General features: G+C 44.9%; 10 protein-coding genes. 3 read left to right on the top strand and 7 right to left on the bottom strand.

What is annotated here, in order from left to right; genetic code table 11:
• The first annotated feature begins 89 nt into the window (after positions 1-89).
• On the top strand, positions 90-1,073 hold the full coding sequence (hpnA, locus tag LAY41_RS01990; RefSeq protein WP_249093528.1) for a hopanoid-associated sugar epimerase: 984 nt from the start codon (positions 90-92) through the stop codon (positions 1,071-1,073).
• Positions 1,074-1,190: 117 nt separating this feature from the next.
• On the opposite strand, the gene LAY41_RS01985 is transcribed toward hpnA, so the two are convergent.
• Positions 1,191-1,493: a hypothetical protein gene (locus LAY41_RS01985; RefSeq protein ID WP_249093526.1), complete on the bottom strand. Its 303-nt coding sequence runs from the start codon at positions 1,491-1,493 to the stop codon at positions 1,191-1,193.
• A gap of 20 nt (positions 1,494-1,513) precedes the next feature.
• Entirely contained in the window at positions 1,514-2,326 is an 813-nt protein-coding gene (locus LAY41_RS01980; protein WP_249093524.1) for a Uma2 family endonuclease, read from the bottom strand.
• A gap of 228 nt (positions 2,327-2,554) precedes the next feature.
• On the opposite strand from LAY41_RS01980, the gene hpnH reads away from it, so the two are divergent.
• Entirely contained in the window at positions 2,555-3,577 is a 1,023-nt protein-coding gene (hpnH, locus tag LAY41_RS01975; protein ID WP_249093522.1) for an adenosyl-hopene transferase HpnH, read from the top strand.
• A 102-nt stretch (positions 3,578-3,679) separates the two neighbouring features.
• Here hpnH and LAY41_RS01970 read toward each other — a convergent pair whose 3' ends face one another.
• A complete protein-coding gene (locus LAY41_RS01970) occupies positions 3,680-4,807 on the bottom strand; it encodes a fatty acid desaturase family protein (protein ID WP_249093519.1) in 1,128 nt (375 codons plus the stop codon).
• A gap of 149 nt (positions 4,808-4,956) precedes the next feature.
• Here LAY41_RS01970 and LAY41_RS01965 point away from each other — a divergent pair, with 149 nt between their 5' ends.
• Positions 4,957-6,090 (top strand): SAM-dependent methyltransferase, encoded by a 1,134-nt coding sequence (locus LAY41_RS01965; protein ID WP_249093517.1) that lies wholly within the window; start codon positions 4,957-4,959, stop codon positions 6,088-6,090.
• A 116-nt stretch (positions 6,091-6,206) separates the two neighbouring features.
• On the opposite strand, the gene LAY41_RS01960 is transcribed toward LAY41_RS01965, so the two are convergent.
• The 4 genes from LAY41_RS01960 to LAY41_RS01945 form a co-directional block, all read right to left on the bottom strand.
• Complete coding sequence (locus LAY41_RS01960) at positions 6,207-7,862, bottom strand: B12-binding domain-containing radical SAM protein (RefSeq protein WP_249093514.1); 1,656 nt, start codon at positions 7,860-7,862, stop codon at positions 6,207-6,209.
• Positions 7,863-8,098: 236 nt separating this feature from the next.
• Positions 8,099-9,319: a bacteriohopanetetrol glucosamine biosynthesis glycosyltransferase HpnI gene (hpnI, locus tag LAY41_RS01955; RefSeq protein WP_249093512.1), complete on the bottom strand. Its 1,221-nt coding sequence runs from the start codon at positions 9,317-9,319 to the stop codon at positions 8,099-8,101.
• A 320-nt stretch (positions 9,320-9,639) separates the two neighbouring features.
• On the bottom strand, positions 9,640-11,076 hold the full coding sequence (gene hpnJ / locus LAY41_RS01950; RefSeq protein WP_249093510.1) for a hopanoid biosynthesis associated radical SAM protein HpnJ: 1,437 nt from the start codon (positions 11,074-11,076) through the stop codon (positions 9,640-9,642).
• 176 nt (positions 11,077-11,252) lie between these two features.
• Positions 11,253-12,068 (bottom strand): squalene/phytoene synthase family protein, encoded by an 816-nt coding sequence (locus LAY41_RS01945; protein WP_249093508.1) that lies wholly within the window; start codon positions 12,066-12,068, stop codon positions 11,253-11,255.
• Between the last annotated feature and the right edge of the window lie 59 nt (positions 12,069-12,127).

Genomic DNA, 12,127 nt, shown 5'->3' with positions numbered 1-12,127 from the left:
TTAACCAACGATGAAAACAAACAATTTGACGATATCACTCTTACACTAACGATGCAACCGGACACGATATGACCAATAACTAATGACCAATGACTAAAAAAGCTTTTGTTACAGGCGGTACAGGCTTCATCGGGGCCAACATAGTTCGATCGCTTCTGCAAGAAGGATACGCAGTCAGGGCGCTTGTGCGTCCATCCAGTCGTCTGGATAACCTGCAAAATCTAGACATAGAAATCGTCAAAGGCGATTTGAAAGACCCAGATTTGTGGCAGCAAATGCTTGGTTGTCAGGTACTATTTCACGTAGCGGCACATTATTCGCTTTGGCAAGCCGATCGAGATTTACTTTATAGTCATAATGTGCTAGGAACTAAAAATGTGCTAGCAGCAGCTCGTCAAGCAAAGATCGATCGCACAATTTACACCAGTTCGGTAGCAGCGATTGGGGTAAAAGAAGGCGGTGTCGCAGATGAAACGTATCAAAGTGCGATCGACAAACTCATCGGTCACTACAAAAAGTCTAAATATCTAGCCGAACAGGTAGCAATGCAAGCCGTTAAGGATGGTCAAGATGTCGTAATTGTCAATCCTTCCAGTCCGATCGGCCCTTTCGATATCAAGCCTACTCCGACTGGAGATATTATATTACGTTTCCTGCGTCGGCAAATGCCGTTTTACTTGAACACAGGATTAAATTTTATCGATGTGCGGGATGTGGCACGCGGGCATTTGCTAGCTTTGGAGAAGGGGAAAACAGGCGAGCGCTACATTCTCGGCCATCAAAATCTTACCCTAAAACAACTACTAGATAAACTATCCGAAATCACAGGTTTGCCAGCACCTCAAAACACCGTCCCCGCCTGGTTGCCCTTAAGTGTAGCCTGGATTGACGAACAAATTCTCGCACCTTTAGGCAAAGCGCCTTCCGTTCCTTTGGATGGCGTTCGCATGGCAACACAAACCATGTATTACGATCCATCAAAAGCAGTAAGAGAATTGGGTTTACCTCAAACTGCGATCGAGACAGCTTTAAAAGATGCCGTAGCCTGGTTTAAAAATAATTTTAAATTGTAATGTAGGTTGGGTTAAGCAATAGCGAAAACCAACTTCTGTAAGAGGATTTAATTAATGAAAACGAATCTTGACGAACAAGAATTATTATCTATTGTTGCCGGAAACAGTTAAACTCCTTCAACGAATAGTTCGACCAGTTTCCGATCTAATTTCTTGAATAATAGCCGAGATTTCTGACTCCGAATCGATGTGCCGCGATAAAACCTGAACTGTTGTTTCTAGTAAGCGATCGCTAAACATTTTCGCCAAGTCTTGCCTCAGACTCTGACCGATATAAAACTTCAGCAAAGCTGTCAAAGACATATCTCGACTCGCTGCTACTTTTTTGAGCGATTCTAATGTATTTAATGGAATTGGGATTGAGACTGTTTCTGTTGGTCTTGGTCGCAGCTTTAATTCAACTTCTTCACTATTTTTCATATAATCTTGCAACCGAATTATCACACTTCAGGTTCAATTCCAGCAGAGCGCAACTGCGATCGCAACTGCTCAAGCTGTAATTCTGCTCGTTGGGCTCTTTGCCGTTCTAACTCCGCTCTTTGGCTTTCTAATTCCGCTCTTTGGCTTTCTAACTCCGCTCTTTCATCTCCAGTTAGCAACAAATTCCCTTCACTATCCCACCAACGGAGCCAGGGTAATTCCATATTTTGATAGCGTCCTTGCCAAATTCCCAACTCCACCCCTAAAGGCGTAATCGGATAGTGACCCCGATCGTTTTCTACCACTAACTGATATTCACCCTCCATTAAATGATAGACTTCCACCCGTGCGCGGCTGACTTCATAAATTCCGTAAAATGCCGGACGAATGACATTTTCATAAATCCAAAATTTACCAGGTTTAACATCTTCTTGACCGGATCGCGATAAGGGCTTTCTGTCTCGTTCCTCTGACCCATCTCCCGATCCAAATTCTAATACAATTAACGGCGATATCAGTTCTTGCCACAACACATAAGAACGGCGCACAATTCCGTTGAGAGTTGCTGGCACATTAGGGACAAAAAACCAGTCTGGCGATTCGGCTCCTCGTTCTGGGGGATCGGTTAAACGCCAATAAATTCCGCAATCCTGACCGATACAATAATTACCGTCGGGATGCCTTTGCTGGAGAGAGGGGGTAATTGAATCTGTTAACAGGATGCTTTGAGGATGTTCTTGAAAATTTTTCACAAATGTTCCGTCTGACTCCGGTAACTGAGTGTGGTCGGGTAAAGCTGTAAGAATAGTTGGGGGATTTGTTGTGGAAGTCATGGCACTCAATATAGCGACGCAATTGGGATTAAAGCAGGTTTTCTAGGAGGTTTAAATCTATAAAATTTATTTCATGTTCATCTATTATATATTCTTTCGGCATAAGCGATCGCACCGTCAGCATCTTGGTAAAACTGTCACTCACCCTCACCCGATCGTCATATCAGTTACGCTAAACTACGCAAAACACCGATCGCGGTATTGGTTTGGTGAGAGGAGCGGAAATTAATGGCAATTAACTTACTACAAGCGCTGGAAGTAGGGAAATATATCGTCTCGCAGCGTCTTGCGGGTCGCAAACAATATCCCTTAGTCTTGATGTTGGAACCCTTGTTCCGGTGCAATCTTGCCTGTTCCGGTTGCGGAAAAATCCAGCACCCAGCAGAAATTCTCAAGCAAAACCTCACCCCCGAACAGTGCTTCGCCGCCGTCCAAGAGTGCGGGGCACCGATCGTCTCCATTCCTGGAGGAGAACCGCTGCTTCATCCACAAATAGATGAAATTGTCAAGGGTTTGGTAGAGCGGAAAAAGTTTGTTTACCTCTGCACGAATGGCTTATTGCTGGAAAAGAGTCTGGATAAATTTCAGCCTTCGCCCTACCTCACCTTCAGCGTCCACCTAGATGGGTTGCAGGAACTGCACGACAAATGCGTCGATCGCAAAGGCGTCTTCGATACAGCCGTCAAAGCGATTCGCGCCGCCAAAGCGAGAGGATTTCGGGTAACGACCAACACCACCGTCTTCGAGGGAACAGATACCAAAGAAATGCAAGATTTCTTTGACTTCATCGCCACGCTGAATATCGATGGCATGATGATTTCCCCAGGCTACAGTTATGAGTGGGCACCCGATCGCGATCATTTTCTCCAACGGGAACAGACGAAAGCCCTCTTCCGGGAAATCCTAGCGCCATACAAAGCAGGCAAGAAAAGCTGGAACTTCAACCACAACCCACTTTTTCTAGATTTTCTCACCGGCGAGAAAGATTACGAATGCACGCCTTGGGGGAGTCCCAGCTACAGCGTTCTCGGTTGGCAAAAACCCTGCTATCTTCTCAACGAAGGTCATTACGCCAGCTTCAAGGAATTGCTGGAAAATACAGACTGGAGTAAGTACGGTCGAGGTAGCGGCAATCCCAAATGTGCAGATTGCATGGTGCATTGCGGCTACGAACCCACCGCAGCAACGGATGCGATGCAACCGAGTAATGTAGTTCGTGCGATCGGCAGCGTATTCGGAATGGTCAGCTAGGAGAATTTCAGATTTTAGATTTCAAATTTCTAATTTGAAATTTATAATCTGAAATTAGAAATTTACAATAAAGCAAGTTTTCTTGCGAGAATTGCGCTTTCACTATGAGATCGATCGGCCCAGAGGACAGGTAATATCCTTTTCTCCATCCCAATCTGTAAACGTATTTTCATCTTTGTAATGCCGAGGAGTTTGCAACATTAAGCGCCAAGCCTCTCCCGCATCCAATAAGTTGAAGCGGTCAGAATAGTGAATTTTTAGTAATTCTTGAACCAGTGGATAATAGTCAGAGTTGATTCCTGGAAAAATATGATGCTCCGTATGGTAAGAGAAATTTAAATGCAGCAAATCGAAGATTTTAGGAACCCTGATAGAAAGGCTATTAATCAGCGGATCGTTAACGCTGGTCATTCGAGAGAGCATATGATTTGTATAAACATAAAATATTGTGCCTGCATAGCCAATCCCAATCGGCAGAAAGTAGCTCAGCACAAGTTTTATGGGGTTAAATTCCAGGTAAGCTAAAATGCTCAAATGAAGCATTAAGATTATTAAAAATTCACCGGCGATCGCTCGACGTTCCTTACTATTAACGGTAAATGCAGCCTGAACATAATCAACTGATTCGCTATTAAACAACAGCACAGAAGTTAAATTGCGGAAAGTCTGTACTCCCCATGCTGAAGTCATTCCCACTGTCAACCAGAAAGGTTTGACTTCCGACGAAGGCACAAACAAATTCTGAATCCATTTGCCCCAAGTCTTAGGTTGTTGGTATAAGTAATTGCGATCGGGATCTTTTAAGGAATTAGTTTTATTGTGATGTTCTCGGTTATGAACTGCTTTCCACAATGTCGGTGGCATCCACCCCAATGTTAGTCCTAACAAGCTAATAATACGCATCGCACGGACGTTTCTAATCGCGCTTCCGTGCATCAGGTCATGTGAGCTAAATAGCAGGACAATGACGCTATTGCCCATGATGATTGCGAAAGGTAAATACAGCCACAAAAGATATACAGGCCACCGATCTAACCCAGAGGCTATAGTCCAACCCAGTATCAAGATTATCAGATTAATCAACAGGATAACTAACTTACTACTATCAGGCGCAAACGCTTCAGCCGGAAGTAAAGGCCGCAATGTCTTTGCGTATACATTTTGCGGAATCATTGCTTCCTCATCAACAGTATTTATTAAGTTTTGTAAAGAAACTTCAGTTTTTATCATGACTCCCTGATTATTTCCTCTATCTTTTGATAGATGTAATAACTATGATTTTTTAGCTAAAAAATTATAGTCATTGCATCTATGAAATGCCAAAATTTTTCTGTGAGAGTATCATACCACAATCTTCAATAATCATTAAGGATCTGACCATGACTTCTACCCCCATCTTGCAAGATATCGAAAAGTATATCCCAGTAGTAGGAAATGTAAATATCAAAAGCCCTCTAGCCTACAAAGTAACTCGTGGAGTAGTCTCTGTAGTCAACGCGGTGCAAATGGCCGTTGGAGAGGCTTATATTAACGGATTGGAAGTTCCCGATCCCGTCCTAGAAGGTATGTTCAATACCTTTATGCCCATCTTCTTTCGCTATTTTCCCTCTCTGCTTGCACCTTATGAATGGGTATTAACAGAAACCGATCGCATTGCGGAAGGTTCGCGGGATTTGATGAAGATTCAGTATGACTTGCCTCAAGATATGCTCAATCAGATGTTAGGCGATGGGAAAGTCATTTATCCTAAGTATAGCATGGGATTGTGGGAAAAAGGAGCAGCTAACTTAGAGCAATCGCAGATTCAGATGATTGATGATGTGATTGAAAAGCTAGATATTAAAGACGGCGACCACATCTTAGACTTTGGTTGCGGTTGGGGTTGCGTGCCAAATTACATTCTTTCCAAATTCCCCAATGTCCGGTTTACAGGAATTAATTTGAGCAAGTACCAGTGCGAATATATGCGCCAGAAGATGCAAGATCCTGAAAGCTATCTGAGTTCAGGTCGCTTCACCCTGTTTGAGGGAGACTTAAATGATGCCAAATTTGAGACTAAATTTGACAAAATTCTTTCCATTGGCGTTTTCTGTCATGTTGGTAATTTAACAAATGCCTTTCAAAAGTTAGCTTCTTTTCTCAAGGATAACGGTAAGGTCTTTATTCACATCATCACGGTACGTACTCCCAATAACATATCCAGCGCTTACACGCACAAATATATTTTTCCTTACGGTCGTTACTGGAATTTTGATGCGGTTCCCAGCCATAACAAGGATCTGAAGACTGTGAACCGATGGTATCTCAATGGCACAAATTACTCTCAGACATTTGCCAATTGGCTAAAGAACTTTGATGACAACCAAGCAACAGTAAAAACGTTAGATTATGGCATGGATTATGCCAAGTTTCGCCGGATTTGGCGATTTTATTTGATTTGGTTAGGGAGTAATTTTGCCAGTTGCAATGGTGAAATTAACGGGAACGGTCAATTTTTAATGGTTCATTCTTGATGAGAGCATTTTAGATTGAGCCTTGCTTTCTGGGTACGTAGTTGCGCTTTAGCGCTCTTATTACAACTGGGGTAAGAGCGCTAAAGCGCAACTACGTACCTAACTAGCAACTTGCGTTATCTAGAAGCGGTTTTAAGCAGAGATAGCTGGGGCTGCCGCACTTTTTGAGAGTAGAAAGAAGCAGATTCTTCACCTTTGGCACACTGGCGAGTAAACTCAATCAAGTGATGAGCTACTAACCCAATATGAATTAACGTTTCTATTTTACCAGCTTTCAATATCGGTGAAGCCATATTCCAGAAAGTTTTGCGGTAACTACCAAACACACCTACCCTCAGCAGGATTTTACTCAACATAGTCAAACCCTTGCGAATATTCTCCTTAGAAGTACGTTGCGGACTGTTGGGAACCTCAATGCGATTCGGGAAAGTATGTTCGGTGTTGTAAGCGAACCGTTGATATAAAAATTCCGGTTCGTAGGCAGTTGTAATGCAGCGACGCCACATTTCTACCACCTGTTCGTAAGGCATTAAAAACTCAACATTTGATTCGCGATTCTCATCAGAAACTAATCTGCCTTCTTTTTCTAACCTATCCCACAATGCTGTTCTTGGTAAGGCGTACAGCAGATTTATCGTCAGCATGGGAATGTTAGACAAACGAATAAAGTCGATAATTCTGTCTGCTGTATCTGGCGTATCTGTATCTAATCCGATGATAATTCCCGATACCACTTCCATGCCATAGCTGTTCAAACTTTTAATAGCTGACAAAATCGGCATACTGAGGTTGTGATCTTTGGAAATAGCATGGAGTGCTTGGGGTTCGGGCGTTTCTATGCCGCAAAAAACTGTACAGAAATATGCTTCGCGCATCATCTCTAAAAGTTTGGGACTTTGCGCTATATTTAGGGTAGCTTCGCAGGCAAATTGAACGGGATAGCCATTGCGCTTTTGCCACTCGATCAAGTGAGGTAACAGCTGCATAGCAGCGCGGCGATCGCCTACAAAATTGTCGTCTACAAAATACACCGCGCCGGGATTACCCGATTTGAGCATTTCATCCAGTTCGGCTAACACCTGTTCTGGTGTTTTCATGCGCGGATTGCGACCGTAAAGTGTGGGAATATCGCAAAATTCGCAGCTATAAGGACAACCGCTGGAAAACTGCACGCTGCCAATAAAATATTTATTGATGTTGAGCAAATGATAAGCTGGAATAGGAAATTCGCTGAGGGGCAAACGTTCCTTAGTTTCAAAGCGAATTTGCTTTTCGGGGCGTTCTTTGTGTTCGTCAAGATATTCGATCATGCGATCGGTCGCATCTCCCAACTCACCCAGGTGTAAGATATCAAAATCTGGGTAATATTCAGGACAACCGGACACAGATGGGCCACCGATAACTGTTATTTTGCCTTCTTTGTGGGCGATTTCGTTAATTTTATTCAACTGTGGGCGCTGAATGTGCATTCCGCTGGCAATCACCACATCTGCCCACTTGTAATCAGACCTTTTTGCTGGATGCACATTTTCATCAACAAAGCGGATTTCCCATTCTTTGGGTAAATAAGCAGCTACAACCAGAATACCTTGGGGAGGCATAAAAGCTTTGACACCCCTCATTAGGGGGTAAGCGTGCTGAAAGGTGCCAAACGAGGGGCTGTACTTGGGAAAAACGCAGAGGATGCGACGATGATTGCGCGGTACGTAGTGCTTTCTGCCGGTGGTTATTTCGGGAACAGGTTGGTCTAAAGATTTCAGTTTAGCAGTCATTCAGAACTTCTCCTCACAAATTTGAATTTGATGCTAGTTATAGCTAGGGGCTAGGGGCTAGGGGCTAGGGGCTAGGGGAAGAAGGGTCTAAAATCAAGGGCTTCGACGTGAGCGCTCAGCCGAACGGTTTCAGGAATTGAGAATGTCCTAACCGACGAAAGCGGTTGCTAGTTATATAGCAATTTTGCTTGAGTTTTGAAATTTTTTACCGAACCGCAGAGAGAAGAGAGAAGATTTCACAAGTCATTTAGGATTGCTATATTTCCAGAATCGGAAGAAAGTACCACTAGCTTACCGTCTTTTGTAAGCTTGAGTCTCCGACCGCGCCAGGAGAATGTGTTTCCCATAAAGCTATAACACCACAGCAGGAAGCTAATGAGGTCGGCTAAAGGCAGAAGCCAGAGAAATTTTTTGGTAATGCCGTCATTGAGGCAATTGACCCCTACTATCCATGCCATTATAAAACGGGTTGTCCAAGCTAGAGTAAATGCAGCCCAACCTAGTATCGACCCGCCAGTGGCAATTAAAAATAACAAACTGGTGACTGTACCGTAGGTAAAGATCAGTCCTAAATAGCCCCAAGGTCGAGAAACTCGCGTGCAGCAATTCCACCTTGTCTGACGATCGATTAAATCAATCAAGTTGTCTGTGGTAATCAGATGATCGATAATATAGTCGGAAAGCACGACTTTGTAGCCTGCTTGGGCGCTTCGGTAGCCCAGTTGGAAATCGTCCGCTAGATAATCGGCAATTGCCAGAAATCCTCCCACTGCTTCGAGGACGCTTTGGCGGATGACAATGGTTGGGCCGAGGGCGAACTTCATTCCCTCCAGTTTCCTGGCCACTAAAATGCTAGGATGATATTCCGTAGAAATCCCGATCGCTTCCAGGATTGCCACCCACCCTCGAACTAGCGGACGGTACAGACAGGTGACGACACCCACATCTGGGTCGCGCATGGGCTGGATGACTTGCCTCAAATAGTTTGACCCCACGCGAACGTCGCTATCTGCAAGGAGTAGGATCGAATACTTGGCTTTGGCTTGTGCGTTGGCTAGATTGCTAACTTTAAGATTAGTGCCGATCGCGCGATCGCTTATTACCAGACAAATATCAATCTCTGGAAAGTCTGCGATGATTTTCTTGACGACTTCCACACTAGGGTCGCCTTCATCTTGGATGCCGAAGATGATTTGGTACTGCGGGTAGTCTTGTTTGCAGAATGAGGCGAAGTTTTCGTAGGTATCGATGTCAAGCCCGCAAATCGGCTTCAGAATACTGATGGGTGGGTGAAAGTTGCGATCGATCTTCGTTGGATGTGAAAAAAACTCGATCGCCGCATAAATCCCATAGCAGTAATAGCAGATTGCCGACAAGCACAATAGCAGCAGCGACAAATCGATGACTAGAGGCATCCAAGAGGCGCGATCGAGATTAGAGATGGTAAGGTATTCCAAAATGCACTCATCTAGTAGTTTATTGTCCTTTGTCCGTTGTCAGTGGTTCGTTGTCAATTGCATTGATTTCCACCGATCGCTTAGCGCTGACCGCTGACCGCTGACTACTGAACCTCGAAGTTGAAGGCGAACAAAGCAACGCGGATGCCAATAAAGATAGTGCCAATCAATCGCGATGGTGTGACATTTTGTTGAAGAACGTATTGCGCCCCCATGACACCGATCGTTTAGCTAATCGCGATCGCTGGCACAACATCAAGCTTTGACAGCCCTACGAGGTACATAAAAAAAAGCAATCAGAGTATCCAAAATCTAAAATCTCAACCCCGCTGACTGGCGACAAATTGCTTGCGCTTGGCACGTAAGCTGAGATACTCGCGTGCTTCTTGGTAGAGGCGACGGCGTTCCTTGGCATCGAAAATCGCTTTTTTAACAATCCGGGCAACGATGCGCGGACGAAAGTAGTACTGGTCGTAGAAGTATTCGACCGCTTCCATCATCTTAGCCCGCGACAAACCCGGATACTCGATGTGAGGTAGCTGATGACCAGTTTCATCGGTCATCTCAACATCTAAACGCAAGAAATTGTTGGTTTCGACATAATTGTAAAGTTCAGTGCCGGGGAAAGCATGGGCGATGGAAACTTGGATTGTGTCGCAGTCGAGTTCTTTGGCAAATTGAAGTGTTTCCTGAATGGTGTCTGGTGTTTCTCCAGGCAAACCAAGAATAAAGTCGCCGTGAACGACGATGCCAACTTTTTTGCAGTTTTTCATGAACTCGCGAGCTTGTTCAACTGTTGCTCCTTTCTTGATGTTCTTGAGGATCTGAGGATTACCCGATTCAAACCCGACAATAAATAGGCGACAACCAGCGTTCCGCATTGCTGTTAAGGTTTCCAGATCGACATGAACTCGCGAAGTACAAGACCAGGTAAAGTTGAGGGGTTTGAATTTTTCGCAGAGGGCTAGTACGCGCTGTTTGCCGATCGTGAAAGTATCATCGTCAAAGAAGATTTCTTTGACATCTGGGAACAGTTCCAGTGCTTGTTTTACCTCCTTAGCTACATCATCGACCGATCGCTGTCGCCAGGTATGACCGTCAAACGTCTGAGGCCACAAACAAAATGTACACTTAGCAGGACAGCCCCGCGTGGTGTAAAACGAGATGTAAGGATGGAGAAGGAAGGGCACGTTGTAGCGAGTCACGTCTATGTCGCGCTTGTAGATAGGTGTCACCCAGGGTAGCGCATCTAGATTTTCGATCGGCAAGCGTTGTTTGGTATGGACAATTTCGCCGTTTTTGCGGAAACTGACACCCTCAATCTCTTCGAGGGGTAATCCTGAAGCGAATTCTGTGACTGTGTAATCAAACTCTTTGTGGGTAACAAAGTCGATCGCTTCCGACGCCATCAAGCTTTCTTCCGGTTTGGTAGTGACGTGAGGCCCAACAAAGGCGATTTTCAATGACGGCTTTGCTGCCTTCATCATCTCTGCCAATCGCACATCACTCTGGAATCCCGGCGTGCTGGTGAATAGAACTACAAAATCATACTCAGTGGCAATCTTGACTGTTTCTGCGGGCGAAACTCCGTGAGGTGGCGCATCGAGTACCCGACTTTCGGGAATCATTGCAGCGGGATAACCTAGCCAGACGGGATACCAGTAGGATTCTATTTCGCGAGTTGCGGGCCAGCGAGAACTAGCTCCTCCATCAAATCCTTCAAATGACGGCGGGTTGAGCAACAAAGTTTTCATCATAGGTTGTCCTTTGTCAATAGTTAGCTGTCAGCGATCGGCAAACTGGAGATTTCTGGATAAGTTTTGAGTTTTGAATTAAGAAATTTTTAACTCAAAACTTAGTACGGGCGGGTTTATCAGAATATACCTGTGGGAAACCAGATCTCACAAAAAAACCCGCCCCTACAAACTCAAAACTATTTAGAGCCTGTTACCTGGGAAATCAGCGCCATAACAGCACTGCGGCTGAGTTTTTTCTCGCCATGAGCCATCACGTCGAGAGTAGCATGGGCTAAGGTGAGCGGAATTTGGCAAAAGCCCAAAGCTGGGCCGACAGGAAGCGATCGCGTGTAGGCGTCAGCAAGTTTGAGATTGCGACGCGCATACAACTGCATATCGTTTGCTGTCCAGCCATCTGGATAGAAATCCACCCCACGCAAAAGATCCTCATTGTGGTTACGCAAAATGTTGACAGCTTGTAAACCCCGCCCAAAGCCGATCGCCTGGGTTCGGTTCGTCTGCGTCCCATCGTACCAAGCCCATAAGTCAGACAATAACAATCCCACAGCACCAGCCACCCCAAAAGTATAACGATCGAGATCCGCCTCCGTATGGATCGCCCAGTTGTTAATTGCCCAGTAAGCCATGCGATCGGCCATTGCCGCCGTCGCATCCCAAATGCGAGGCGCAATGCTTGCAGGTGCCAGTACAGCCCATTCTCCAATCCGAATCGAAACTTCCGGTAGGGGATAGTGGGTATGCAATCCTAGCGAAAAGTCATCAACCTTGAAGCCATCAACCCCTGCCTGTAAAGTCAGGCTAATATTCCGCAACAACTTTGCTTTAGTAGGGTTATCCAAATCTGGATCGTCTTCAATTTCATCGATCGCACGCATACACAGATATGCCGATGCCACCGCTGCTTGCAGTTCCACCGGCAAAAGACTTATGGGGATATAGAAAGTCCGACTGGTTTGTTTAAGAATCTCCAAGGCATCTCGACGCAAATCCATCTGTTCACTCCTCTGAATCTGTATGGAGTTTAAACTAATGCCGAAAATTTACGCAGCTG

The sequence above is a fragment of the Argonema galeatum A003/A1 genome, assembly GCF_023333595.1.
Lineage (GTDB): Bacteria > Cyanobacteriota > Cyanobacteriia > Cyanobacteriales > Aerosakkonemataceae > Argonema > Argonema galeatum.
Note: the sequence above shows the minus strand (reverse complement) of the source record. Positions and strands in the feature narration are given on the sequence as shown.